We start from the raw sequence: 25680 nt of genomic DNA on the forward strand, positions 1-25680 counted from the left end.
GTCCCCCGAACGGTGGTCCCCGTCCGCCTCCTCCATCGGCAGGCGGGGACCACCCACCACCCCCAGGAGGGGTTCAGATGACAACGCGAGGTAGCCGCCCGGCTCGTGCCGGGCTGGGGAACAAGGCCCGCCAGGAGTTCGCCGGCTGGATCTTCATCTCCCCGGTGGTCCTGCTGCTCGGACTCTTCCTGCTGGTCCCCGTGCTGATGGCGGCATGGGTGAGCGTGTCGGACTGGTCCGGCCAGGGAAGCCCGCTGTCGTCGGACGTGTCGTTCGTCGGCGCCGAGAACTACACGCGCATCCTCTTCGGCGGCGGCCTGGACACCCAGGACTTCGGTACGTCGCTCCGCAACAACCTCTACTACGTGGTGCTCGTCGTGCCGCTGCAGACCGCGCTGGCCCTCGGGCTCGCCGTGCTGGTCAGCAAGCGGCTCCTCAAGGCCCGCGGCTTCTTCCGCACCGCGTTCTACTTCCCGTCGGTGACCAGCTCGGTCGCGATCACCGCGCTGTGGCTGTTCCTCTTCAACGCCTCCGGCGTGGTCAACAAGATCCTGTCCTGGGTGAGCATCGACGGACCCAACTGGTTCTCCGACCCCCGCGGCGTGCTCCACCTGCTCCTCGGCGTCGTCGGCATCGACACCGCGCCCCCGGCGCTGGCGAACGGAGAGTTCCTCGGCATCTCATGGTGGGAGTGGCTGGCCGGGCCTTCGGTCGCGATGAGCGCCTTCGTGCTCATGGCCATCTTCACGACGTCGGGCACGTTCATGCTGCTCTTCATCGCGGCCCTGCAGAACATCGGCCCCGAGATGGAGGAGGCCGCGACCATCGACCGGGCGAATGCCTGGCAGCGGTTCCGCTACATCACCCTGCCGATGCTCAAGCCGACGATGTTCACGGTGATCACGCTCGGTCTGATCGGCACCTGGCAGGTCTTCGACCAGATCTACACCGGCACCCAGGGCGGTCCGGCGAAGACGACGCTGACGCCGGCCTACCTGTCCTTCAACGCCGCGTTCAACCAGAACGACTGGGGCGAGGGTGCGGCCATCGCCTTCATCCTCTTCGCGATCATCGTCTTCTTCACGCTGGTGCAGCGGTGGATCCTGCGGGACCGGGACAAGGTGACCAGCACGCGTGACCCGAGAGCAACGGCAGCAGCGGTGGAGGCGGAGCGATGAGCACCACGACAGAGGCGACCCCCCAGGAGACCGTGGTCGGGGGCCAGGCTCCGACGCAGCGGCGGCGGCGGCGACCGCTCGGATCATCCGGCTGGTCGACGTACCTCGTGCTGGCCCTGCTGGCGCTGATCTACATCATGCCGTTCCTGATCCAGGTCGCGACCTCGTTCAAGACCGAGCCGGAGGCAGCGGTCAACCCGATCGGGCTGATCCCCCACAACTGGACCACGGCTGCCTACGAACGGCTGTTCAAGCACTCCGACTACGCGCTGTGGACGATGAACTCGGCCATCGTGACCGTGTTCGTGACGCTCGGCCGGGTGTTCTTCGACTCGCTCGCCGGCTACGCGCTGGCGCGGATCCAGTTCCGGGGACGCAGCATGGTCTTCGTGCTGCTCATCGCGGTGATGGCGGTGCCGGGCGTCGTCCTGCTGATCCCGAAGTTCCTGGTGATCAGCCAGCTCGGCATCTACGACTCGTACGTCGGGATGATCGTGCCCCTGCTGGCGGACGCGGCCGGGGTCTTCATCATGAAGAACTTCTTCGAGAGCATCCCGCCCAGCATCGAGGAGCAGGCGCGCATCGACGGTGCGGGCACCTTCCGCACTTTCTGGTCGATCGTGCTGCCGATGGCCGCGCCGGCCGTCATGACGATCACGATCCTGTCCTTCCAGGGGTCGTGGAACGAGCTGAACCACTTCATCGTCTCGACCCAGAGCCCGAGGTTGACCGTGCTCACCAAGGGGGTCGCGCAGCTGGTGTCGGGTCAGCTCAGCCAGGGCACGCAGTACCCGCTCAAGCTCGGGGCCGCCGCGCTGATGACGATCCCCGTGGCGGTGGTGTTCTTCGTCTTCCAGCGCCGGATCATGAACGCCAGCGCGGGTGCGGTGAAGGAGTAGCAGCGACGGCGGCGACCGAGCGAGCGACCGAGGCGCCGGCCGCCGGTCGTCGGTCGCCGGCTGCCGGCGATGCTCGGCGGGTGCAGCCGAACTCCTGATCGGCTGCCCCCCGCCTGCGAAGATGCCCCCATGAGCGTCGCTCCTCTCCGCCTCGTGCCCGAGGACCCGCGCTTCACCACCGGGTCCGAACGCCAGGTGTGGACCCGGCTGCGCAACTCGCTGCCCTCAGGCGCCGTCCTGCTCGCCAACTTCCGGATCACCGACGAGGCGAAGGACCACGAGTGCGACCTCGTGGTCCTCATGCCCGAGGTCGGCGTCGTGGTGATCGAGGTCAAGGGCGGCAGCGTGTGGTGCGACGAGGAGGGGTGGCACCAGACGCTGACCTCCGGCCACGTACGACGCATCGACCCGGTCAGCCAGGCGCGGGACAGCAAGTACGCCCTCCGCACGTACGTCGAGGCCGACCCGCGCTGGAAGCACAGCAGCCGCAGCCGGGTCGTGTGGGCCCACGCCCTGGTGGCTCCGTTCTCGGACTTCGCCGACGACTTCGAGACCCCCGACTGCCCCCGCTGGACGGTGCACGGGCGTGGCGACCTCGAGGACCTCGCCGGCCGGCTGTGGGACACGGCCCGGATGCAGGTCACCAACAACCGCGCGCCGACGTACGACGACGTACAGCTGATCGCGGAGATCCTTGCCGGCCGCAGCTTCGGGGCCCGCGACGTGAACGCCGAGGCGGAGGACCGTGCGGTCCAGGCGGACCGGCTGACCGAGGAGCAGGCCCTGATCCTCGGCGTCACCCGGCTGCTGCACCGGGTGGAGGTCCGCGGCGGGGCCGGCTCCGGCAAGACCGTCCTCGCGCTCGCCCAGGCCCGCGAGCTCAGCCGGGGGCGAGGGGAGCGCAAGCCGCAGCGGGTCGCGCTGCTCTGCTACTCGATCGGTCTCGCGGAGTACTTCAAGCGCGTCGTGGACAACTGGCCACGCAAGCACCGGCCGGCGTTCGTCGGCACCTTCGCCGAGCTCGGTCGGTCCTGGGGCGCCCCTGACGGGGACCGCACCGACAGCGACTTCTGGGAGGTCGAGCTGCCCGCGACGATGGCCGAGCTCGCCGATCACCTCGAGGCGAAGGACCGCTTCGACTCCATCGTGGTCGACGAGGCCCAGGACTTCGCGGTCTCCTGGTGGTCGCCCCTGCTCGGAGCGCTCTACGACGACGAGGAGGGCGGGCTCTACATCTACTCCGACGAGAACCAGCGCATCTTCGCCCGCTTCGGTCGCCCCCCGGTGCCCTTGGTTCCCCTCGTCCTCGACCACAACCTGCGCAACACCAAGCAGATCCACGCCGCGTTCGGGCCGCTGGCGCCGAGCCGGATGTACGCCCGCGGCTCCGACGGCCCCGCCGTCCGCTTCGTGGCCGCCTCTGCCGACGCGGCCCTCGGGGTCGCCGACGACGAGGTCGAGCGGCTCCTCGACGACGGCTGGCGACCAGAGAACGTCATGCTGCTCACCACCGGTCACCGGCACCCGGTGCAGATCGAGAGGACCGGACCCGACGACGACCAGAAGGCGTACTGGCGCACCTACTGGGCGAACGACGACGTCTTCTACGGCCACGTGCTCGGCTGCAAGGGCCTGGAGCGGCGCGCCGTCGTCCTGTGCGTCAACAAGTCCACGCCGATGGAGCGCGGACGGGAGCGGCTGTACGTCGGGATGTCCCGCGCCACGGACGTGCTCGTCGTCGTCGGCGACCCGGACATGATCCGGGAGATGGGCGGCGACGCGGTCGCCAAGCAGCTCGGGATCTGAACGCGTCCGGCCGACCTGGGGAGCCGGTGCTGTCTGCGGGCGGAACTTGTCGGTGGTCACCCCTAGGGTCGGTATCGCTGGAGCGGCGGGGGCCGGACTCGAGGAGACCCCCATGCCCAGCAAAGCAACGAGAGCACGGATGCTCGCCGACGTGCGTCGAAGGATCGACGAGCACGGGTGGACGGTCCAGGCGGTCGGGGCCCAGTGCTCTGTCCCGGGCTGCTGCTCGTCCTACCTCAGCCCCGCGAGCGACGATGCGGACTTCGGCTACACCATCGGCCTCTCGCGCTACCGCGGCCATCCGGAGTTGATCGTCACCGGCATTCCACAACTGGAGACCACCCATCCGCTCAACCTGATGGGGGAGCGGGTGCGCGACGGCGAGCGCTTCGCCGGCGGTGACCTCGTCGATGACCTCTGCCCGTGCACGTCGCTCGTCGCCCTCATCGAGGTGGATCCACGTAAGAGCGTGGAGTACCTGCTGGTCGCGAACCAGGTGTACCGCAACCCCGGCGGACCTCCGGTGCGGGCCCTCCAGATGGTGTGGCCCGACCAGCGAGGCCGGTTCCCCTGGGACTGGGGCTACTCCCTGCCGGCATCGGCCCAGCCGTTGCTCGGCCCGGTCCCGGAGGTGTGAACCGTGGATCCGTTGAGCTGGACCCTGCCGTCCGACCGGCTGCCGGGTCACGCACCGAGCAGGGTCTGCGCCAGCGAGAGGCCTGCTGTCGGCGGCGTCCGACCGCCCGAAAGCCGCGTCCCAGGGGATCGACCTCCTGGTGCGGTCGGGGGTTGTGTGGGCAGCGTGACTTCGGGCCGGTTTCCGTCCACAGCGGCGTGGTGTCGCCCGCTGTCCACCGCTCGAAAGTCTGTTCTGCGCTGGGCTCCCTACGTTTCTAGCGTGGCTGCATGACCTCGTTGACCATCGCGCCGCCGCCTTCCGGGCCGCTGTCTGCTGGGCCGCCGCCGGGCGGGCCGCCGGTGGGTGGGCATGTGGTGGTGCGGTTCGTGTCGTCGTTGTCGGGGGCGTTGGATCGGTTGTCGGGTGCGCCGTTGTGGTCGATGACGCCGGAGGAGGAGCGGACTGCTCTGGTGGAGCTGCGGCGGCAGCGGGCGCGGTTGGAGGAGCTGGAGCTGCGGCTGCTGCTGCAGGCCGACCGTGATGAGGTGGGGGCGGAGTCGGGGGCGGTGAGCACGCCGGCGTGGCTGGCGCACGCGACGAAGACCACGGCGGCCGCCCGGCACCGGGACCTGCACCTGGCCAGGAAGCTCGATGAGCGGTTCCCGGTGGTGCGGGCGGCGTTCGCGGCGGGGTGGATCGATGCGGAGAAGGCCGGCATCGTCGCCGATGCGGTGGATGGGTTGACCGATGAGTTCGACGAGCTGCCGCCGGGCACGGCGGCGCGGGCCGAGGCGCATCTGGTGGAGCAGGCGAAGGTCTTCGACGCGCCGCGGTTGCGGCAGCTGGGCAAGCGGTTGTTCGAGGTGGTCTGCCCCGAGGCGGCCGATGCCGCGGAGGGTCGGAAGCTGGCGGCGGAGGAGGCCCGGGCGAGGGCGGCGGCGCGGTTCTCGGTGCGGGACAACGGCGACGGCACCAGCGAGGGCCGGTTCAAGCTGCCCACCCTGCACGCGGAGCTGTTGCGGAAGGCGTTGGAGGCGCTGACCAGCCCCCGGCGGCTCGGGGAGGGCCGGCTGGACCCGGCGACCGGCCGGAAGCTTCCGCACGCCACGCTGCTGGGGCAGGGGCTGATCGAGCTGCTGGAGAACCACCTGTGTGATCTGCCGAGCGTGAACGGGTCGCCGTTCACGTTGGTGGTGACGATCGGCTATGACGCGTTGGTTGCCGGGATCGGGGTGGGGACCCTGGACACCGGGCACCGGATCTCGGCCGGGGAGGCGCGGCGGTTGGCGTGCAAGGCCGGGTTGATCCCGATGGTGCTGGGTGGGGACTCGGTGGTGTTGGACCTGGGTCGGGAGCAGCGGCTCTTCGACCGGTACCAGAAGATCGTCATCAACCACCGCTACCAGGGCTGCGCGGCGGAGAACTGTGACCGGCCACCGGCCTGGATGGAGTTCCACCACGAAGACCCCTGGCACCAGGGCGGCGGCACCGACGCCACGAAAGGCATCTCGTTCTGCGCCCCGCACCACCACATGGCCGACCACCCCCAAACCTACGACCAGACCCGACTCCCCGACGGCAAGGTCCGCTTCACCAGGAGGACGTGACAGGCAGTCCGAACCCGGTCCAAAAAGCAGGTGACGGTCGAGCGCGGTCGTTGTACCGTTTGGTACATGAGCAGACTCTTCGAGACCAGCAGGCGGATCGAGGCGCCGACGGCACCGGTGTGGGAGGTGCTGTTCGACGTCGCCCGGTGGCCGGATTGGACGCCGACGATCGACAGCGTGCAGCGACTCGACGACGGTCCCTTCGGCGTCGGCTCGCGGGCGAAGGTGCGCCAGCCGAAGCTCCCGCAGGCCGAGTGGGAGGTGACCGAGGTGGTCGCCGGCAGGAGCTTCACGTGGGAGGCCCGCGGACCGGGGATGAAGACGATCGCCCGGCACGAGGTGGTCCCCGACAGCGGTGACGAGGGCGACGGCGGGGACGGCGGGGGTTCCGGTTCCCGGGTGACGCTGAGCATCGAGCAGACCGGCCCGATGGGTGCCGTGGCGGCGCTGGTGTGGCGCCGGCTCACCCAGCGCTACATCGAGCTCGAGGCGGAGAGCCTGGACGCGCGGGTCACCGGCACGTCGTCCACGTGAGCGCGGGCGCCGGCGTACCCACCGCCACGTCCTCGCGCGACCGCCTTCTCGACGCCGCGATCGAGCACTTCGGTCGCCACGGCGTGGGGGACACCAGCCTGCGCGGGATCGCCGCCGCGGTCGGCACCAGCCACCGGATGCTGGTCTACCACTTCGGCTCGCGCGAGGGCCTGCTGACGGAGGTGACGCGCGCCGTCGAGGCGCGGCAGCGCGAGGTGATGACGGCGACCTACGACGCGGACCTGCCGCCGCTCGAGGCGGCCGCGAAGTACTGGGCCGAGACCGTCGAGGCGACACTGCGCTACGGACCGCTCTTCTTCGAGCTCGCCGCACACGCCATGCAGGGCAAGGAGCACGCCGCGATCCTGCGCGAGGAGCTGATCGCCTCGTGGCTGCCGCAGGTCACCGAGCTGTGCCGTGCGCTGGGCATCCCGGAGGACCAGGTGGAGACGCACGCGCGGCTGGCCCTCGGGGCGGCGCGCGGGCTGCTGCTCGACCTCCTCGTGAGCGGCGAACGTGCCGAGGTGGCCCAGGCGGCCGACCTGCTCAACCGACTGCTGCTGATGTCCGCGCGGGCCGGCGGGGCGGGCTGAGTCCCGGGTGCCCCGGCGACGACGCGCTCAGCGCTGCGGGTGGATGACCTCTTCGCCGATGGTCGGCGAACCGGCGGGGTGCTCGACGAGCGCCAGGATCCGGTTCGCCATGAAGCGGGCGGTCCGGACCGGCGTGCCGCCGCGCGTCACCTCGGTGACCTCGACGACGCCGCGACCGGTGGTGATCTCGACGCGTCGGCCGGCGCGGGTCGCCACCACGTCGTACGTGCGGATCTCGCCGCCCGCATCGATCACGATCTCCACCCGGTCCCCGCGCACGGACCCACGGTAACCGCGCGCCCGGGCCGGGCGACGGCGTTCCGGTGAGCTACTCCAGCGAGCTGGGGTCCGCCGGTACGTCGACGGCGTGGGCGCGCAGCACCTCCAGCGGCACGATCTCCAGCGCCCGCTCGTTCGTGGCGGCCAGCACCACCGGCGCGGCGACACCGGCCTCGTGGGCCTGCGCCCACCGGGCCGCGACCACGCACCAGCGGTCACCGGGCTGCAGCCCCGTGAACCCGTACTCCGGCCGCGGCGTGGACAGGTCGTTGCCGACCGAGCGCTGGTGCTCGAGGAACTCCACGGTCATCACCGCGCAGATCGCGTGCAGGCCGACGTCCTCGGGGCCGCAGGTGCAGACGCCGTCCCGGTAGAAGCCGGTCACCGGGTCGGTGCCGCAGGACTCGAGGTCGCCGCCGAGTACGTTGCGTTCGCTCACCCGGTCAGGGTGTCGTCTTCCAGCTGGTCAGGCAAGCCGGGCGGCGCCGTACGACGGGCCGCTGGGTCACCAGCCGCCACCGGCGTCAGCCGGCCGTCACCGGCCGCCAACCAGCCGCCAACCGGGCGTCAACCGGGGCCGGGCACCCGCCGCCGCGGGGTGGTCGACTGCAGCGACACCAACCGGATGAACAGCCACACCATGCCCACCTGCCAGCCGACGGCCAGCACCACGAGCAGCGGCCACCAGTCCGAGGCGAACGCGTCCGTGGCGCTGCGCGGGAGCAGGGCCAGCGAGTAGGCCAGCGCCAGGAAGAACACCCCGAGCCAGGCGGCGGTCGCCCGGTACCCCCGGCTCCAGTCGCGGGGCGGCTCGATGCCGAGGTCGCGGAGGTCGTCCGGGGGTGGTCGCGCAGCATCCGCCGCGCCGAGCTGTAGACGAGCGTGTCCGGGTACTTCGAGGCCAGCATCCGCCGGGCCCGGGACGCCGCCACCGGCGTCCAGCGGAGCCCCGCCGGCAGCGCCACCGCCTCGATCCGGGCCGCCGCCGCGCGGAAGCCGCGGTCAGCGAGGATGCACCGGCCCTGCACCGTGACCACCGCGCTGACCGGGCCGATTGCGACCGTGGCGCTGCCGGGGGTGTACCAGCCGTACAGCCCGCAGCGGCAGTCCGCCGCCGGAGCCTCGTGGCTGCCACCGGTGGCGCAGCGCGCCCGCTGCAGCTGGCCGCTCCACGGTCCGAGCTCGTCGTGCACCAGCGGGTACAACCCGTCCGAACGCAGGTAGAACTGCCGGAAGCCGCGCAGCTCGCCGGGCACCAGCGGCGGCCCCTCCCCAGTCGGCCGGCCCTCGGTCATGTCCGTTCCGGAACAGGAGCAGCCGGGGCCGGCTCCCGCTCAGGCGTCGGCTCGGGGACCCGGAGAGGCTCCCGCGGGAGCGGCTCGAACTCCACCTCACGCCGCTCGATGCCGATGTTCCCCATGTCGCACCTCCTGCTCGCGATGCGGCGGCACCCGTGCGGACTGCGCTCGTCGAGCGGATGCCGTCTCCCTTCCCGCCATCGTCCGACTGCCACCGGCAGTTGTCGATACCCCAACCGGGCAAGGGACAAGAGGACCTCCGTCCCTGGCGGGAGAGGGCCAACAGCGGTCCTGCACGGATCCGGATCGAACGGGTGATCGCGCGCGCGGAGACGTCACGGCGCACCGAGGTAGCGCCGCCCCTTGGTGCGGTCAGCGGCGGCCGGCGGGGGTGTCGGCCGGTGCCTGCTCCGGCGCCGGCGTCCCGAGCCGGTGACTCGGGCCGGCGCGGTCGAGCGCGCTGGGCCACCAGATCCTGCTGCCGAGGTCGAGGTTGAGCGCGGTGACGAGCACTGACCGGACGACCATCGTGTCGAGCATGACGCCGAGCGCGACCGCCGTACCCAGCTCGGCGAGGAAGACCAGCGGCAGGGTGGCGAGCACCGCGAACGTGGAGGCGAGCACCAGGCCGGCGGAGGTGATCACCCCGCCGGTCGCGGACAGCGCCACCAGGGACCCCTCGCGGGTGCCGCGGGTGTGCGTCTCCTCGCGCACCCGGGTCATCAGGAAGATGTTGTAGTCGATGCCCAGGGCGACCAGGAAGACGAACACGAACAGCGGGAACGACGCGTCCGCGTGGTCGAAGCCCTGTCCCTGCGGGAACACGCGCGTGAACACCGTCCGGAACAGCACCGTGGACAGCCCGAGCGCGGCGCCGAAGGACAGGATCACGGTGCCGATCAGCAGCACCGGGGAGACCAGCGCGCGCAGCAGGACCATCAGGATCAGCATGACCACCACCAGCACCACCGGGATGATCACCAGGTTGTCTCGGCTGGAGGCGTGCTCGATGTCGAGGAAGATCGCCGAGCTGCCGCCGACCAGGGCGTCGGCGCCGTCGACCCGGTGCACCGCGTCCCGGACCGCTGCGACCTGGTCGAAGGCCTGCTGGGAGGCGACGTCGCCGGGCACGGTCGCCTTCACCAAGGCGACTCCGCCGACCGGTGGCACCGAGGTGTCGGGCCTGCCGATGCCCGGCACCGACCTCATCGCGTCCGCGACCTGCTGCTGGGAGCCGGCGTTGGAGACCACCATGATCGGGTTGGAGCTGTCGACCAGGCCGTGCTCCAGGAGGACCTGCTGGCCGGTGACGGAGTCGAACTTCTTGGTGTACTGATCCTCGGTGGACAGGCCGTTGGCATCGAGCAGCAGCAGCCCCAGACCGGCGACGGCGAGCGCGGCGGCGGTCCCGACCCACACCGCGCGCGGGCGGACCGCGATCCTCCTACCGACCCGGGCCCACACCCCGGCGGCGGTCGGCTCCGGGGAGCCGAAGGTGGGTCGCTTGGGCCAGAACAGCCAGCGGCCGAAGATGACCAGCAGCGCGGGCAGCAGCGTGACCATCACCAGCAGCGTGATGGTCACCCCGATCGCGTTGACCGGGCCGAGCCCGGCGGTGGAGTTCATCTCCGCCAGCATCAGGCAGAGCATCCCGGCCACCACCGTGCCGGCGCTGGCGAAGATCGCCGGGGCCGCGCGGTGCAGCGCGAAGGCCATCGCCTCGTGGCGGTCCTCGTGGCGGCGCAGCTCCTCCCGGTAGCGCGCCACCAGCAGCAGCGCGTAGTCGGTGCCGGCGCCGATCACCAGCACGGTGAGGATGCCCTGGCTCTGCCCGTTGACGGTGAGGTCGGCGTACTTGGCGAGGAAGTAGATCACCGCCTCGCTGGTGAACAGCGCGAACACCGCCGAGACGATCGGCAGCACCCAGAGCACCGGGCTCCGGTAGGTGAGCAGCAGGATCACGATCACCACGCTGAGGCTGGCCAGCAGCAGGGTGCCGTCGATCCCGGCGAACGCCTCGGCGGAGTCGGCCGCCTGGCCGCCGGCGCCGGTGATGTGCACGGTGACGCCGTCGATCGCGGTGATCTTGCGGATCTGGTCCGCGGTGTCGGGCAGCGAGTTCCAACCGTTCTTGCCGAAGTTGTAGGTGACGATGCTCTGGGCGACCTCACCGTCCGGGGACGTGATCGGTCCGACCACCTTGCCGACGACACCGTCCATGCTCTGGAGGTCCGCGACCTGGCCGCGGATCTGGGAGAGGTCGGCGGGGGAGAGGCCGCCGCTGCGGACGTAGACCACCACCGTGGGGATGTCGTTCTGGTCCTGGAACGGCGCCAGCTTCTCCAGGGCCTGCGTCGACTCCGCGCTGGCCGGCAGCCAGGACGACGCCTCGTTGTTCTGTACGTCGGTCAGCTTGCTCGCGTAGCCGGAGGCCACCGCGAGCACCACCACCCAGAAGGCGAGGACGAACCACTTCGTGACGCGGCCGGTCAGCTTGCCGGCGATCTGTCGGTGCATGCGGAGCACTCCAACCCGGACCGGGGATCGAGCATCGGGACCTGCTCCGATCACACCGCCGGGCAGTGGCCGGCGTCAACGCGTTTACGGGCCACCCTCGGTGGCCGGTTGGGGCCAGGCCGCGGGGAGCGCAGACGGGTCGTTCAGGTGCCGCAGAACGTCCGATAGCTGCCGAAGTCGTCGGGCGCGGCCGCGGCGTACCGCTCCAGACCAGGGCGCTCGTCGAAGGGGAAGGTGACCGCCTCCAGCAGCCGCTGCAGCGGCGCGAGGTCACCGGCGGTGGCGGCGTCCAGCGACTCCTCGACGAGGTGGTTGCGGGGGACGTAGACCGGGTTGACCCGGTCCATCGCGACGGCGTCCGGCCCGGCGGCGCGCCAGCGCAGCGCCCAGGCGTCGAACCCGGCGAGGTCGAGGAAGAGACCGCGGACCGGCTCGAGGTCACCCCGCGCCGCGATCCCCAGCGCCCGGAAGAAGCCGGTGTGGTCCACGCGGCCCTCCTGCAGCAGCGGGAACAGGTCGCCGACCAGCTCGGTGGCCACCGCGTCGTCGAAGCCCTCGGGCAGCCCGAGCTTGGCCCGCATCCCGGCGGACCAGGCGGCGCTGTAGCGGAGCCGGAACGCGCCGAGGGCCTCCACCGCCAGCGCGACCGCCTGCTCCTGGTCCTCGTGGATCAGCGGCAGCAGTGCCTCGGCCAGCCGGGCCAGGTTCCACTCCGCGGCCACCGGCTGGTTGCCGTAGGAGTAGCGGCCGCCCTCGTCGATGGAGCTGAACACCGTCGCCGGGTCGAACGCCTCCATGAACGCGCACGGCCCGTAGTCGATGGTCTCGCCGGAGATCGTCATGTTGTCGGTGTTCATCACGCCGTGGACGAAGCCGACGAGCATCCACCGGGCGACCAGCGACGCCTGGGCGGCCACCACCGCGTCGAACAGCGCCAGAGCGGGGTTGTCCGCCTCCGCAGCCGTCGGGTGGTGACGCTGCGCCGCGTGCTCGGTCAGCCGGCGCAGCAGGTCGAGGTCCCCGGTGGCCCGGGCGTACTGAAAGCTCCCGACCCGCAGGTGGCTGGCGGCCACCCGGGTCAGCACCGCGCCGGGCAGCACGCCCTCGCGGCGCACCGGCCGCCCGGTGGCCACCACGGCGAGCGACCGGGTGGTGGGGACGCCGAGGGCGTGCATCGCCTCGCTGACGACGTACTCCCGCAGCATCGGCCCGACCGCGGCGAGCCCGTCACCGCCGCGGGCGAACGGGTTGCGGCCCGAGCCCTTGAGGTGCAGGTCGCGCAGCCGGCCGGCAGAGTCGCTCAGCTCGCCGAGCAGCAGCGCGCGGCCGTCGCCCAGCCGCGGCACAAAGCCCCCGAACTGGTGGCCGGCATAGGCCTGGGCCACGGGCGCGGCGCCGGCGGGGACCTCGTTGCCGACCAGGAAGCGCACCCCGTCGTCGCCGCGGAGGGCGTCGGCGTCGAGGCCCAGCTCGGCGGCCAGCGGCTCGTTCAGCACCAGCAGGCGAGGGTCGGGGACCGCCTCGGCCTGCCAGGGCACGGCCAGCTCGGCGAGCTCGTCGGAGAACCGGTGCTCGAGGACAGGGGTGCTGGGGGGTGCGACGCTCACCCGTTCAACGGTACGTGCCGGTCGTCGTCGTGACGCGAGAGCCGGCGCCACAGCCAGCCGGACGGCACGAAACGCCCCTCGATGACGTACGCCGCGGTCGGCTCGTGGCTCAGGGTGATGTCGAGGGATCGCCGGGCGGCGGAGTGACCGGCGAGCAACAGCTCATCGCCGCCACGCAGCACCTGGTCGTCGGTCGGCCCGACCACCGTGTCCCCGTCCCGCACCAACGCGATCGGTACGGCGTCGAGCAGGGTCTCGCGACCGTCCGGGCTGCTCAGCAGGTCGCCGAGCCGCAGGTCGCCGTCGGCCAGCCACGACGAGAGGGCGGGCGCCTCCTCCGCGTCCAGCCGGACCTGCCAGATGTCCGGCGTACCGGCCCCGCATCTGTCCCCGAGCCGCGCCAGCAGGTCGGCCGCCCACTCCTCGCCCTGCCGGGGCACCTGCCGGAGGAAGCTGATCAGCAGCGGGTTCGCCAGCCGCGCCAGCACCTCGTGCGCCAGCACCTCGGCCGGCTGCATCCCGAAGTCCAGGCCGACCGCCTCGAACAGCGGTGCGTTCGCCGCCCGGTTCTGCAGCGCGACGGTGAAGATCTCCGGGTTGCTGCGCCGGGCCGCCTCGATCAGCCACAGGTTGGTGGTGTCGCTCTCGGTCGCCGCGACGAAGGCGACCGCCGGGGCGAGCTCCACCGATCCCACGACCGCGGCCTCGATCGCGCGCATGTCCTGCTCGATGGTTTGCCTCTCCTCGATCACCGCGACCTGCAGGCCCTCGGCGCGAAGGTCGCTGGCGAGCTCCTGGCCGAACCGGCCGTAGCCGAAGACCACCCAGCGGCCACGCGGCAGCGGCGCGTGGCGGCGCGGGAGCGGGGTGCCCGGCGTGCTCGTGAGCCACATCATCAACTGGTACTCCGAGGGGGAGCGGTGCAGGATCCGCAGGTGGTCCCCGAAGCGGTCGAACGGGTTCACGACCTGGGGCTCGCCGAAGGTGGCCATCCGCTGGGCGGCGTCGCGCGAGTTCGCCCGGGCGATCACCGGCAGGTCCGGGCGGAGCAGCGCGGTGGTCATCGTGACGTCGAGGTTCGTGTCGTCGTCGGGGGTCAGGGTGACCACGCCCTCGCAGTACCCGCTGCCGATCCCCGCCATGGCGAGGTTGCCGGTGTCACGGGCGTCGCCGAGCAGCGCCGGGATGTCGGCCCGGTAGGAGTCCAGGTCGACCCGGGCCACCCGGCTCTCGTCCGACTCGACGATCACCAACCGCCGGCCCATCGCGTCCAGCGACCGGGCGAGCCGCTTCGTGGCGTTGCCGTAGCCCACCAGGACGAGGAACGGCTCCCGCAGGTGCCGGACCTGTCGGACGAACCGGCGCCGCGCGAGGGTCCGGCGGAACGCACGGTCCTGCATCAGCGCGAGCAGCGACCCGACGGCGTACGCCCATCCGATGACGGACAGGAAGATGGAGAACGTCACCCACATCCGCTGCGCCGCGGTGAACGCGTGCGGCAGCTCGCCGAAGCCGATCGTGGTGGCGGTGTAGCTCATGAAGTAGAACGCGTCGAACATGCTCATGTGGTGCGGTCGGCCCTGCGGGTCCTCGCCGGGCACCAGCGTCAGGCCCAGGACGCTCACCGCGAACACGACGATCAGCACGATCAGCGGCGCCCGCATCCGCCGCAGCACCAGGAAGATCCCCGCGGAGGACTGCGGCCCGTCCAGGTCCGGCAGCGACACCGCCTCGGTCTGCTTGCCGGCCGCGGCCGACGGCTCGTCCTGCCGGTCGGAGAAGACCCGGACGACGAAGGCGAGAAGCGGGTTCGCCACCACGGCTCCTAGCGACGTCGGAACGAGACGGTCTCGACCACGAGCAGGACGACGGAGACGATGTTCGCGAGCAGCGCCCCGCCGGAGAGCGACACCACGCTCGCGGTCATCTCGTGGTTGAGCCCGCTCTCGGGCACGTTCGTGGCGTAGGCCAGGACGACCGTCGCGGCGATCAGCTGGAGGCTCGCCACCAGGCTGGTCGCCAGCTGCACCGCACCGATCTGGGTCCGGTCGCCGAACTTCAGGACGGTCGCGATCAGGTTGACCACGACGGCGGCGAAGAGCTCGTACTGGTTGTGCAGCCGGGGGTCGCCGAGGTCGCCGATGAAGAAGCCGAAGTTCAAGGTCGCGGCGAGCACCACGAAGAAGCCGAAGATGACCTTCTCCAGGTTCACTCAGGTCTCCTGTCGTAGGGACGAGTGCATCGTACGGCGGGCGAGCCGCCCGGATCGCGCTTCGCCGAAGGTCGCTGCTACCGGTCCTCCGGGTACGGCGGCACGCTGTCCGCGACCACGGCCCCACGTTCGCCCACCGGCCGGTCCGGACCGACGGTGGTGTCGTGGAAGGTCTGCCGCTCGGCCTCGGCGTTGACCGCGGCCCCGATGAGGACGAGCAGCACCGTGAGCCAGAGCCAGAACATGCTGATCGCCACCCCGGCGAGGGAGCCGTACGTCGCCTCGTACGTGCCCAGCCGCTGCACGTAGGCGAACAGGACCACCGAAGCCGCCAGCCACACGACGGTGGCACCGGTCGCGCCCCAGCTGGTCCACTGCCAACGCGCGCTCTTGCGGTCCGGGCCCAGCCGGTAGAGCACGGCCAGCACGGCCGACATCAGCGCGGCGAGCAGGATCCACGTCATCACCGGTACGGCGGCATGCACCACTCCCGATGCACCGGCCAGCGCGTCGGCGCCCGCTCCCGCCCCCGCGATCACCGCCCCCAGCAGCAGCGCACCCAGCAGGACGAAGGCGAGGGCGACCGCCGTACGCCGCAGGAGGCCGCGCGTCTCGCTCTCGTGGTAGACGACTGTCAACGCGTCCATGAGCGAGACCATCGCCGTGGTCGCCGTCCAGAGCGCGATGGCCAGCGCCGTGATGCCACGCACCGTCTCCACGTGGGTCGACGCGGCGGCGATCGACGTGAGCTGGTCGGCGACCACCGGCTCCACCTGCTCCGGCAGCATCCGCGCCAGGCCCGTGAGCTGCTCCGACGCCTGCTCCGGGGTGTTCACGGCGCCGTACACCGACAGCGCGGTCACGAGCACCGGGGCGATGGACAAGATGGCGAAGAAGGCGATGCCCGCGCTGAGCAGCGGGAGCTTGTTGAGCCCGACCTGGCCGCCGACCCGTCGCAGGATCAGCCACCAGTCGGACCAGGGCAGCCGGTGAGGAGCGGTGGCACGGGCCTTCTCCGTCATGCAGATGTTCTACCCCCCGGAGCGCTCTGCCTCGTCGGCCGACCGGGTGATTCCGACCCGAGATGCAACCCGATCCGGTGCGTTCGCGTCTTGGCACCGGAAACCCACTACACAAGGAGCCACACATGAACAGCAAGCTCACTCTTCGCAGCCTCGGGCTCGGCCTCGCCGCGCTCGCCATCGGAGCTACCGGCGCGACCGGCGTCGCGTCCGGCGACGAGGTATCCGGATCACGCGCCGCCGGCGCCCCACCCACGGCGGCCACCGCGGCCCTCGCCCCGATGACGGTCGAGAAGCCGGTCACCATCGAGCAGCAGCGCGGCCTGGTCATCGAGGCCACCGGCGTGCTCGACGGCGAGCCGGTCGGGGTGTCGCTGTACGAGAACCAGAAGTACGGCAACTCGGTCCAGGTCTTCTTCCCCGAGACCGACGAGGTCGGCGCGGTCGAGCAGTCCGCACCGTTCGTCGTCGACGGCCGGCTCGACGTCACCGTCGACGTGGACGGCCGGACCGTGGTCCTCCGCGGCGTCGTCACCGAGACGGGCACCACCAAGGTCGTCGAGCCGGTCCAGGACAACGGCGAGCAGATCATCTCCCGGGGCACCCACTCGGAGCTCCAGGCGGACCTGGCGATCACCGTCGGCGGGCTCAGCACGCCGCTCGAGGCGTCGGCGTTCGGCTTCGACCTCGACGTCCGCCGGATCCAGCTCTACGGCAACTGAGGTCGCAGCTCGCGCCGTCGTCCGATGTGTCGGTGGCTCGTGACATCCTGCGTCGCGTGACGTTGCGGATCCACCGGGCCGAGCGGACCGACCTCCTCGCGGACGGGTTGGCCGAGCTGCTGGCGAGCCCGCTGGAGGACCCCTTCGCCGAGGAGGTCGTCGTGGTCCCGGCCCGCGGCGTGGAGCGCTGGATCACCCAGCGGCTCTCGCACCGGCTCGGTGTCGGGGGCCGCGGCGGCGACGGGGTCTGCGCCGGGGTCCGGTTCCTCACCCCGCACTCGCTCGTCGCGCTCCTGCTCGGGAAGGAGCGCGACGACCCGTGGGACCCGGACCGCCTGGTGTGGCCGCTGCTCGACGTGATCGACGACTCCCTCGACGAGCCCTGGTGCGCCACCTTGGCCGCCCACCTCGGGCACGGCGTCGAGGGGGAGGAGGGAGCGCTGCGCCGCAGTCGGCGCTACTCGGTCGCGCGGCGGCTCGCCGGGCTCTTCGCCGGGTACGGCGTCCAGCGGCCCGTGCTGGTCGGTGACTGGCGTGCGGACCGTGACACCGACGGCACCGGGCACGTCCTGGACGCCGACCTGGCCTGGCAGCCGGAGCTCTGGCGCCGGCTCGTCGGTCGGGTCCCGGCGCCGCCGCCCGACGTCCGGCACGCCGAGACGCTCTCGCGGCTGAGAGCCGGCGGCGACGGGCTCGACCTGCCGCCGCGGTTGTCGCTGTTCGGGCACACCCGGCTGCCGGTCACCGAGGTCGAGCTGCTCGGGGCCCTGGGCGCGCTGCGCGAGGTGCACCTCTGGCTGCCCCAGGTCTCGGGGCGGCTGTGGGACGAGCTGGCCGAGGTGTCCGCGGCGGGGCCGGTGCCGCGGGTGGACGACCCGTCGATCCGGTGGGTCGGGCATCCGCTGCTCGGGTCGCTGGGCCGCGACGCCCGCGAGCTGCAGCGGACGCTGGCCGTGGCCCCGGCCTCTCCGGTCGACCCGACCGACCCGACCGACCCGGCCGACCCTGCCGGGCCGAAGGGCCGGCCGCTGTCGGGGGCACCTGGTGGCGCCCCGACGACGCTGCTCGGCTGGCTGCAGCACGACCTGCGCGCCAACGCCGAGCCCGACGCCGCCACCCGCGACGCCCGCGTCCTGGCCGTCGAGGACCGGTCGGTGCAGGTGCACGCCTGCCACGGCACCACCCGTCAGGTCGACGTGCTCCGCGAGGTGCTGGTCGGGCTGCTCCAGGACGACCCGACCCTCGAGCCCCGCGACATCCTGGTGATGTGCCCCGACATCGAGGCCTACGCGCCGCTGATCCAGGCCGGCTTCGGGCTCGCCGACCTGCCCGGTGCCCAGGAGGGGCACCCCGGCCACCGGCTGCGGCTCCGGCTGGCCGACCGGGCGCTGTCCAGCACCAACCCGTTGCTCGCCGTCGCGGCCCGGCTGGCCGAGCTCGCCGGCGGCCGGGTCACCGCCACCGAGGTGCTCGACCTGGCCTCGGCGGAGCCGGTGCGGCGCCGGTTCGGCTTCACCGACGACGACGTGTCCCAGCTGGCGCTGTGGGTCGAGCAGGCCGCGATCCGGTGGGGGCTCGACGCCGGCCACCGGGCGGCGTACGGCCTCGGCCTGCCCGACAACACCTGGCAGGCCGGGCTCGACCGGCTGCTGCTCGGCGTGACGATGGCCGGGGACGAGCACCGCTACGTCGACTCCGCGCTGCCGGTCGACGACGTCTCCAGCAACGACATCGACCTGGTCGGCCGGTTCACCGAGTACGTCGAGCGGCTGCGCGCGTTCGTGCAGGCGGCGACCGCCGCAGGCACCATCGGGCAGTGGGTCGGCGCGCTGTCCAGCGGTGTCGAGCAGCTGGGCGCGGTGGCCCCCCGCGACGCCTGGCAGCAGGCGCAGTTCGACCGCGAGCTGGCCCGGATCCACGACTCCGCCAGCAGCGAGCACGGCGCCGGCACCCCGCTGATGCTCGCCGACGTGCGGCACCTGCTGGCGCACCGGCTGGGCGGCCGACCGACCCGGGCGAACTTCCGGACCGGCACGCTCACCGTCTGCACCATGGTCCCGATGCGGTCGGTGCCGCACCGGGTGGTCTGCCTGCTCGGCCTCGACGACGGGGTGTTCCCGCGCAGCGGCTCGATCGACGGCGACGACGCGCTGGCCCGCCACCCGATGACCGGCGAGCGCGACGTGCGCAGCGAGGACCGGCAGCTGTTCCTCGACGCCCTCCTCGCCGCCGAGGAGACGCTGGTGGTCACCTACACCGGTGCCAACGAGCACACCGGCGCCGAGCGGCCGCCGTCGGTGCCGCTGGGGGAGCTGCTCGACGCGCTGGACCGGACGGCCGTGGTCCCGGGTCACGCGGAGCGTCCCGGAGCGGCCGGCGCGGGGCGCGTGCGCGACCAGGTGCTCGTGCAGCACCCGCTGCAGCCGTTCGACGCCCGCAACCTGGTCGCCGGCGAGCTGGTCGCGCACGAGCCGTTCAGCTTCGACCGGTCGGCGCTGGCCGGCGCCGAGGCCGCCCGCCGGCCCCGGGCACCGGTCACCACCCTGGTGACCGCGCCGCTGCCGGTCCGCCCGGTGCAGGACGTCTCGCTGGCCGACCTGCAGGCGTTCGTCGTGCACCCGGTCCGGGCGTTCCTGCGCTCGCGGCTCGACGTGACCGCGCCGCTGGAGGCGGAGGAGACCCGCGACGCGATGCCGGTCAGCCTCGACGGCCTCGACAAGTGGAAGATCGGCGACCGGATGCTCGCCGACCTGCTCGGCGGCGCCGACGCGGTCACCACCACCCGGGCCGAGCGGCTCCGCGGCGAGCTGCCTCCGGGCCGGCTCGGCGACCGGACCGTCACCGAGGTGGACGCGAACCTCCGGCCGCTGGTCCGGGCCGCGCTGTCGCTGCGCGGCCCCGCGCCGGACGGCTCCGGTCGGCCCGGCCAGCCGAGCGGACTCGACCTGGACATCGACCTCGGCGGCGGCCGCCGGCTCACCGGCACCGTCGGGTCGGTCTTCGGCAACCGCCTGGTGCACGTCAGCTACTCCAGCCTGGCCGCCAAGCACCGGCTGCGCTCCTGGGTCGACCTGCTGGCGCTGAGCGTCGGGCACCCCGACCACAGCTGGACCGCGCACACGCTGGGCCGCGGCAAGGCGGCCACCGCGCAGGCGCTGGCCGGGCCGTTGGACCACCGCGCCGAGCAGTGGCTGCGCGAGCTGGTCGACCTCTACGACCGCGGGATGCGTGAGCCGCTGCCGCTCCCGGTGAAGACCGCCTGCGCGTACGCCGAGGAGGCGGTGCGCAGCCGTCGCGGCGGCAGCAGCTCGCCGCTGTGGAAGGCCCGGCGCGAGTGGGAGACCGACCGGTACTCCGCGACCGGCATCCCCGGTGAGGACGCCGATCCCTCGCACGTGCAGGTCTTCGGCGAGCACGCGCCGCTCGAGTGCCTGCTCACCGAGCCGCGCGCCGACGAGCAGTGGAACGGCGAGCAGCACCGGCTCGGGCAGCTCGCGCTGCGGCTGTGGGGGCCGCTCCTCGACGGTGCGGAGAAGGTGAGCCACCTGTGAGCGCCGTGCGAGCCGTGCCCGACGGGGCAGCCCGGGCGGCCGACGCGGACGTCTTCGACATCTGCGGACCGCTGCCGGTCGGCACCACGCTGCTCGAGGCCAGCGCCGGCACCGGCAAGACCTGGACGATCGGTGCGCTGGTGACCCGGTACGTCGCCGAGGGCGTCGCGACGCTGGACCAGATGCTGATCGTGACGTTCGGTCGCGCCGCCAGCCAGGAGCTCCGCGAGCGGGTCCGGGGCCACCTGGTCGACGCCGAGCGGGCACTGACCGAGCCCGACGGCGCCGGGGAGCGCACCGACCTGGTCGAGCTGCTGCTCGACGCGCCGCCCGAGGAGCGGGAGCTGCGCCGGCAGCGGCTGCGCGACGCGCTCGGCGCCTTCGACGCGGCCACCATCGCCACCACCCACCAGTTCTGCCACCTGGTGCTGCGCAGCCTCGGCGTCGCCGGCGACACCGACTCCAACGCCACGCTGGTCGAGGACCTCGACGACCTGCTCGGCGAGGTGGTCGACGACCTGTACCTCCGCGCCTTCGGCGACCTCGACGGCGACCCGCCGTTCAGCCACCGCGACGCGCTCCGGCTGGCCAGGGCCGCCGCCGGGGACCCGCAGGCCCGGCTGGAGCCCCGGCCCGACGACGCGGCCTCCGACAGCGAGTCCGCCGACCCGGGCGGCGCCTCGGCCGGCGCGGGGACCGGTGGCGGAGCACGGATCGCAGCGGCCGCCGACGTACCCAGCCAGCGGGTGGCGTTCGCCGCCCAGGTCCGCGAGGAGCTGGACCGGCGCAAGCGCCGGCTCGGGGTGCTCAGCTACGACGACCTGCTCTCGCAGCTCGCCGACGCGCTCGCCGACGACGAGGCACCGGCCCGGCAGCGGATGCGGCAGCGCTGGTCGGTCGTGCTCGTCGACGAGTTCCAGGACACCGACCCGGTGCAGTGGCAGGTGCTCGACCGGGCCTTCTCCGGGCACGCCACGATGGTGCTGATCGGTGACCCCAAGCAGGCGATCTACGCCTTCCGCGGCGGCGACGTGACGACGTACCTCCAGGCCGCGGCCACCGCGACCACCCGGCAGACGCTGGGCAAGAACTGGCGCACCGACGCGGCACTGGTCGACTCCCTGGAGGTGGTGCTAGGCGGCGCCGCGCTGGGCGACGACCAGATCGTGGTCCGTCACGTCGACGCGCAGCACCAGGGGTCCCGGCTCGTCGGTGCGGGGGAGCCGTTCCGGCTGCGGGTGGTCCGCAAGGAGCTCCTCGGCGCCCGGCGCGACCTGAACGTCGCGCAGATCAGGACGCACCTCTACGACGACGTGGCCCGCGACATCAAGCGGCTGCTCACCTCCGGGGCGAGCTTCGAGGGCCGGCCGCTGGAGCCGCGGGACGTCGCGGTGCTCGCCTTCCGCAACGCCGACCTGCAGCAGGTGCAGCGGGCGCTGGCCGGGATCGGGGTGCCCGCGGTGGTCGCCGGCAGCGGCAGCGTCTTCGCCACCCCGGCCGCGACCGAGTGGCTGCGGCTGCTGGAGGCGCTGGAGCAGCCGCACCGCTCCGCGCGGGTGCGCAGCGCGGCGTTGACCCCGTTCTTCGGGTACGGCGCCGCGGAGCTCGACGCCGGCGGGGACGCGCTCACCGACCGGGTCGCCGCGACCGTGCGGGACTGGGCGGCGCTGCTCGCCTCCCGCGGGGTCGCCGCGGTGCTCGAGGCCGCCGTCACCGGCGGGCTGACCGCCCGGGTGCTGTCCCGGGCCGACGGCGAGCGGCTGCTCACCGACCTGCGGCACGTCGGCCAGTCGCTGCACCAGGTCGCGGTCGAGGAGCGGCTCGGGCTGGTCGCGCTGCTGACCTGGCTGCGCGGCCAGATGGCCGACGACAAGCTCGAGGTCGCCGCGGACCGGACCCGGCGCCTGGACAGCGACGCGGCCGCGGTGCAGCTGGTGACGATCCACGGCAGCAAGGGCCTGGAGTACCCCGTCGTCTACCTGCCGACGCTGTGGGACCGGTACCCGCAGAAGCCCGCGGTGCCGCGGTTCCACTCCGCGGCCGCGGACGGCGCGCACCGGTGCATCGACGTCGGCAACGGCGGGCCGGGCTGGAGTGAGCACGTCGCCCGGGCGATGGCCGAGGACGACGGGGAGTCGTTGCGGCTGCTCTACGTCGCGCTGACCCGGGCCCGCTCCCAGGTGGTCGCCTGGTGGGCGCCGGCGCCGAAGAACACCCCCTGCTCGGCGCTGCAGCGGATGCTGTTCGGCCGCACCCCGGGCACCGCGCTGGTGAAGGCGTCCCAGGACCTGCACGACGAGGACGACGTCGCCCGGATCCTCGGCATCTGGCAGAGCAACGGCGGGCCGGTCTGGGAGGAGTCCCGGCTCGCCGACCTTCCCGTGGCCGCGCTGCCCGTGGACGAACGGCAGCTCGGCGTACGACGGTTCACGCGGTGGGTCGACACCGCCTGGCGGCGCACGTCGTACTCCTCGCTCAGTGCCGCGGCCACCGAGCCGGAGCCGGCCCGGGCCCGGGTCGGCAGCGAGCCGGAGGAGCAGCCCAAGCAGGACGAGCCCGACCTGACCCCGGTGCTGGAGGCGCCGGCCGCCGCGGAGCCGTCCCCCGACGCGGTGCCCTCGCCGATGGCCGGGCTGCCGGTCGGGGCGACGTTCGGCTCGCTGGTGCACGCGGTGCTCGAGCACGCCGACCCCGAGTGCGCCGACCTGCGCGCCGAGCTGCTGCAGCGGATCGGCGAGGAGCTGGTCCGCTGGCCGGTGGCGCTGGACCCCGAGGAGCTGGCCGACGCGCTGGTGCAGGTGTGCGACAGCCCGCTCGGTCCGCTGGCCGACGGCGCCACGCTGCGGGGGATCCCGCTGCGCGACCGGCTCCGCGAGATGGAGTTCGAGCTGCCGCTGGCGGGGGGCGACGTCGCCGGCTACCCGGCGGCGCCGGTCACGCTCGGCGACGTGGCGCCGCTGCTGCGGGCGCACCTGCCCGCCGGCGACCCGCTGCTGCCCTACGCGGACGCGCTTGCGGTGCCGGCGCTGGGCGGCCAGGACCTGCGCGGCTACCTGACCGGCTCGGTCGACGTGGTGCTGCGGGCGCGTTCCGGCGCGACGGTCCGGTACCTGGTGGTCGACTACAAGACCAACTGGCTCGGCGGCTTCCCCGGCGAAGGTGGCCCGGCGCTCTCCTCCGACGACTACCGGCCGGCGGCGCTGCGGGCGGCGATGGGGCACTCCGACTACCCGCTGCAGGCGCTGCTGTACGCCGTGGTGCTGCACCGGTTCCTGCGCTGGCGGCAGCCCGGCTACGACCCGGCCGTGCACCTGGGCGGCGTGCTCTACCTGTACCTACGCGGCATGTGCGGCCCGGAGACCCCGCTCGTCGACGGGCACCCGTGCGGGGTGTTCTCCTGGCAGCCGCCGGTCGCGCTGGTCGAGGCGCTCTCCGACCTGCTGGACGGGGTCGCGCCCGCGTCGACCGAGGGGGTCGCATGACCGAGCTGTTCGAGGTAACCGACCCCGCCGACCGGCGGCTGGCGTTGGGGGCCACCGGCCTGCTGCGCACCTTCAACGAGGCGGGCGTGCTGACCGCCGCCGACGTGCACGTGGCGCGCCGGGTCGGCGAGCTGGCGGGGGAGTCCGACGACCGGGTGCTGCTTGCCGCCGCACTCGCCACCCGGGCCGTGCGGCACGGGTCGGTCTGCGTGCAGCTCGCCGAGGTGGCCGAGGTCGCGCCAGGGCTGCCGTGGCCCGAGCCGGTCGGCTGGCAGGACGCGGTCGCCGCGAGCCCGCTGCGTGAGGCCGGCGTGCTGCGGCTGGAGTTCGGCCTGCTCTACCTCGACCGGTACTGGCACCAGGAGGTCCAGCTCTGCGCCGACCTGCAGGCCCGGATGGCCCGGCCGGCGCCGGCGGTCGACGAGCCGGTGCTCGAGGCCGGCCTGCTGCGGGTGTTCCCGGGGCCGACGTACGGCGAGCAGCGGGCCGCGTCGCGCCAGGCCGCCACCCGGTGGACCACGGTGCTCACCGGCGGCCCGGGCACCGGCAAGACCACCACCGTCGCGGGGCTGCTCGCGCTGCTGGCCGAGCAGGCCGCAGGCACCGGCGGGTCGGCGCTGCGGATCGCGCTCACCGCGCCCACCGGCAAGGCCGCCGCCCGGTTGCAGGAGGCGGTGGCGGCGGCCACGGCCGGGCTGCCGGCGGCGGACCGGCAGCGCCTCGGCGAGCTGCCGGCGCTCACCCTGCACCGGCTGCTGGGGACCCGCCGCGACAACGGCACCCGGTTCCGCCACCACCGCGGCAACCGGCTGCCGCACGACGTGATCGTGGTCGACGAGTCGTCGATGGTCTCGTTGACGATGATGACCCGGCTGGTCGAGGCGGTCCGCCCGGACGCCCGGCTGGTCCTGGTCGGCGACCCGGACCAGCTCGCCTCGGTGGAGGCCGGTGCGGTGCTCGCCGACCTGGTTTTCGGTCTGTCCGGGCGCGCCGACAGCCCGGTCGCGCAGCTGGCGACCACCCACCGGTTCGGCGAGGAGATCGGCCGGCTCGCCGCCGCGCTGCGCAGCGGGTCGGCCGACGAGGTGCTCGCCGTGCTCCGGGCGGGTGCCGACGAGGTGGTGTTCGTGGAGAGCGACGACGCCGCGCCCCGGCTGCGTGCCGACATCGTGCACGCCGCCCTCGAGGTCCGCGGCCATGCCGAGGCCGGCCGGGCCGAGGAGGCGGTGGCCGCGCTGGGCCGGCACCGGCTGCTCTGCGCGCACCGCGACGGACCGTTCGGGGTGCAGCACTGGAACCGGCAGGTCGAGCACTGGCTGACCGAGGCGACCGGCGACCCGCTCTACGAGCCGATGTACGTCGGCCGGCCGCTGCTGGTGACTGCCAACGACTACGGGCTCGGTGTCTACAACGGCGACGCGGGCGTGGTCGTGCAGGGCGACGACGGCCCCCGGGCGGTGATCGCCGGGTCGCACGGGCTGGCCACCTTCGCGACCAGCCGGATGAGCGACGTGGAGACGATGTTCGCCACCACCATCCACAAGAGCCAGGGCAGCCAGGCCGAGGAGGTGACCGTGCTGCTGCCGGCGCCGGAGTCGCGGCTGCTCACCCGCGAGCTGTTCTACACCGCGGTCACCCGGGCGGTGGCGAAGGTGCGGGTGGTCGGCACCGAGGAGTCGGTGCGGGCCGCGGTCGAGCGGCGGGCGCTGCGCGCCAGCGGGCTGCGGCAGCGGCTGGGCTGAGTCGCCCCGCCC

Annotated in this window: 20 protein-coding genes; 12 read left to right on the top strand and 8 right to left on the bottom strand. The window is 73.0% G+C overall.

What is annotated here, in order from left to right; all coding sequences use genetic code 11:
* Positions 1–77 precede the first annotated feature (77 nt).
* The 7 genes from H9L09_RS17880 (at position 78) to H9L09_RS17910 (ending at position 7236) form a co-directional block, all read left to right on the top strand.
* Entirely contained in the window at positions 78–1178 is a 1101-nt protein-coding gene (locus H9L09_RS17880) for a carbohydrate ABC transporter permease (protein WP_187578173.1), read from the top strand.
* Entirely contained in the window at positions 1175–2077 is a 903-nt protein-coding gene (locus H9L09_RS17885; RefSeq protein WP_187578174.1) for a carbohydrate ABC transporter permease, read from the top strand. Before H9L09_RS17880 ends, H9L09_RS17885 begins: the two co-directional genes overlap by 4 nt.
* A gap of 129 nt (positions 2078–2206) precedes the next feature.
* Complete coding sequence (locus tag H9L09_RS17890; RefSeq protein ID WP_187578175.1) at positions 2207–3883, top strand: nuclease-related domain-containing DEAD/DEAH box helicase; 1677 nt, start codon at positions 2207–2209, stop codon at positions 3881–3883.
* Positions 3884–3995: 112 nt separating this feature from the next.
* The gene (locus tag H9L09_RS17895) at positions 3996–4520 is read left to right on the top strand and encodes a DUF4262 domain-containing protein (protein ID WP_187578176.1); all 525 of its coding nucleotides are present in this window, start codon (positions 3996–3998) and stop codon (positions 4518–4520) included.
* Between the two features lie 269 nt (positions 4521–4789).
* A complete protein-coding gene (locus H9L09_RS17900; protein WP_187578177.1) occupies positions 4790–6109 on the top strand; it encodes an HNH endonuclease signature motif containing protein in 1320 nt (439 codons plus the stop codon).
* A gap of 66 nt (positions 6110–6175) precedes the next feature.
* Positions 6176–6643: an SRPBCC family protein gene (locus tag H9L09_RS17905; protein WP_187578178.1), complete on the top strand. Its 468-nt coding sequence runs from the start codon at positions 6176–6178 to the stop codon at positions 6641–6643.
* On the top strand, positions 6640–7236 hold the full coding sequence (locus H9L09_RS17910; protein WP_187578179.1) for a TetR/AcrR family transcriptional regulator: 597 nt from the start codon (positions 6640–6642) through the stop codon (positions 7234–7236). The genes H9L09_RS17905 and H9L09_RS17910 overlap by 4 nt, the downstream gene beginning before the upstream one ends.
* 27 nt (positions 7237–7263) lie before the next feature.
* Here the strand turns inward: H9L09_RS17910 and H9L09_RS17915 are convergent, their stop codons facing one another.
* From H9L09_RS17915 to H9L09_RS17925, 3 genes are all read right to left on the bottom strand, one after another.
* Entirely contained in the window at positions 7264–7515 is a 252-nt protein-coding gene (locus tag H9L09_RS17915; RefSeq protein WP_187578180.1) for a hypothetical protein, read from the bottom strand.
* A 49-nt stretch (positions 7516–7564) separates the two neighbouring features.
* On the bottom strand, positions 7565–7954 hold the full coding sequence (locus H9L09_RS17920) for a DUF2237 family protein (protein WP_187578181.1): 390 nt from the start codon (positions 7952–7954) through the stop codon (positions 7565–7567).
* Positions 7955–8082: 128 nt separating this feature from the next.
* The gene (locus tag H9L09_RS17925; protein WP_187578182.1) at positions 8083–8274 is read right to left on the bottom strand and encodes a hypothetical protein; all 192 of its coding nucleotides are present in this window, start codon (positions 8272–8274) and stop codon (positions 8083–8085) included.
* Positions 8275–8397: 123 nt separating this feature from the next.
* Between H9L09_RS17925 and H9L09_RS17930 the strand changes: the two genes are divergently transcribed.
* Positions 8398–8739: a hypothetical protein gene (locus H9L09_RS17930; RefSeq protein ID WP_187578183.1), complete on the top strand. Its 342-nt coding sequence runs from the start codon at positions 8398–8400 to the stop codon at positions 8737–8739.
* 446 nt (positions 8740–9185) lie between these two features.
* On the opposite strand, the gene H9L09_RS17935 is transcribed toward H9L09_RS17930, so the two are convergent.
* From H9L09_RS17935 to H9L09_RS17955, 5 genes are all read right to left on the bottom strand, one after another.
* Complete coding sequence (locus tag H9L09_RS17935) at positions 9186–11330, bottom strand: MMPL family transporter (RefSeq protein WP_187578184.1); 2145 nt, start codon at positions 11328–11330, stop codon at positions 9186–9188.
* A gap of 143 nt (positions 11331–11473) precedes the next feature.
* On the bottom strand, positions 11474–12937 hold the full coding sequence (locus tag H9L09_RS17940; protein WP_187578185.1) for a protein adenylyltransferase SelO: 1464 nt from the start codon (positions 12935–12937) through the stop codon (positions 11474–11476).
* Positions 12934–14754 carry a potassium channel family protein gene (locus tag H9L09_RS17945; RefSeq protein WP_187578186.1) on the bottom strand — a complete coding sequence of 607 codons (1821 nt, stop codon included), beginning with the start codon at positions 14752–14754 and terminating at the stop codon, positions 12934–12936. Before H9L09_RS17945 ends, H9L09_RS17940 begins: the two co-directional genes overlap by 4 nt.
* Positions 14755–14762: 8 nt before the next feature.
* Complete coding sequence (locus tag H9L09_RS17950) at positions 14763–15149, bottom strand: DUF6394 family protein (RefSeq protein ID WP_187578187.1); 387 nt, start codon at positions 15147–15149, stop codon at positions 14763–14765.
* 77 nt (positions 15150–15226) lie between these two features.
* Positions 15227–16171 carry a YihY/virulence factor BrkB family protein gene (locus H9L09_RS17955; protein ID WP_187578188.1) on the bottom strand — a complete coding sequence of 315 codons (945 nt, stop codon included), beginning with the start codon at positions 16169–16171 and terminating at the stop codon, positions 15227–15229.
* Between the two features lie 125 nt (positions 16172–16296).
* Between H9L09_RS17955 and H9L09_RS17960 the strand changes: the two genes are divergently transcribed.
* Genes H9L09_RS17960 through recD form a run of 4 tightly spaced genes read left to right on the top strand, consistent with a single transcriptional unit; the run spans position 16297 to position 25668 of the window.
* Positions 16297–16893 (top strand): hypothetical protein, encoded by a 597-nt coding sequence (locus H9L09_RS17960; protein ID WP_187578189.1) that lies wholly within the window; start codon positions 16297–16299, stop codon positions 16891–16893.
* Positions 16894–16925: 32 nt separating this feature from the next.
* Positions 16926–20444 (top strand): exodeoxyribonuclease V subunit gamma, encoded by a 3519-nt coding sequence (gene recC / locus H9L09_RS17965; protein WP_246456094.1) that lies wholly within the window; start codon positions 16926–16928, stop codon positions 20442–20444.
* The gene (locus H9L09_RS17970) at positions 20441–23926 is read left to right on the top strand and encodes a UvrD-helicase domain-containing protein (protein WP_246456095.1); all 3486 of its coding nucleotides are present in this window, start codon (positions 20441–20443) and stop codon (positions 23924–23926) included. The genes recC and H9L09_RS17970 overlap by 4 nt, the downstream gene beginning before the upstream one ends.
* Positions 23923–25668, top strand: a complete 1746-nt coding sequence (gene recD / locus H9L09_RS17975) for an exodeoxyribonuclease V subunit alpha (protein WP_187578190.1) — start codon at positions 23923–23925, stop codon at positions 25666–25668. Before H9L09_RS17970 ends, recD begins: the two co-directional genes overlap by 4 nt.
* The last annotated feature ends 12 nt before the right edge of the window (positions 25669–25680 follow it).

Source organism: Nocardioides mesophilus (genome assembly GCF_014395785.1).
GTDB lineage: Bacteria > Actinomycetota > Actinomycetes > Propionibacteriales > Nocardioidaceae > Nocardioides_B > Nocardioides_B mesophilus.

Excerpts from the sequence above, each read along its gene's own strand:
- H9L09_RS17880 (WP_187578173.1), top strand. The coding sequence starts at position 78 with ATGACAACGCGAGGTAGCCGCCCGGCTCGTGCCGGGCTGGGGAACAAG.
- H9L09_RS17885 (WP_187578174.1), top strand. The coding sequence starts at position 1,175 with ATGAGCACCACGACAGAGGCGACCCCCCAGGAGACCGTGGTCGGGGGC.
- H9L09_RS17890 (WP_187578175.1), top strand. The coding sequence starts at position 2,207 with ATGAGCGTCGCTCCTCTCCGCCTCGTGCCCGAGGACCCGCGCTTCACC.
- H9L09_RS17895 (WP_187578176.1), top strand. The coding sequence starts at position 3,996 with ATGCCCAGCAAAGCAACGAGAGCACGGATGCTCGCCGACGTGCGTCGA.
- H9L09_RS17900 (WP_187578177.1), top strand. The coding sequence starts at position 4,790 with ATGACCTCGTTGACCATCGCGCCGCCGCCTTCCGGGCCGCTGTCTGCT.
- H9L09_RS17905 (WP_187578178.1), top strand. The coding sequence starts at position 6,176 with ATGAGCAGACTCTTCGAGACCAGCAGGCGGATCGAGGCGCCGACGGCA.
- H9L09_RS17935 (WP_187578184.1), bottom strand. The coding sequence starts at position 11,330 with ATGCACCGACAGATCGCCGGCAAGCTGACCGGCCGCGTCACGAAGTGG.
- H9L09_RS17955 (WP_187578188.1), bottom strand. The coding sequence starts at position 16,171 with ATGACGGAGAAGGCCCGTGCCACCGCTCCTCACCGGCTGCCCTGGTCC.
- H9L09_RS17960 (WP_187578189.1), top strand. The coding sequence starts at position 16,297 with ATGAACAGCAAGCTCACTCTTCGCAGCCTCGGGCTCGGCCTCGCCGCG.
- recD (WP_187578190.1), top strand. The coding sequence starts at position 23,923 with ATGACCGAGCTGTTCGAGGTAACCGACCCCGCCGACCGGCGGCTGGCG.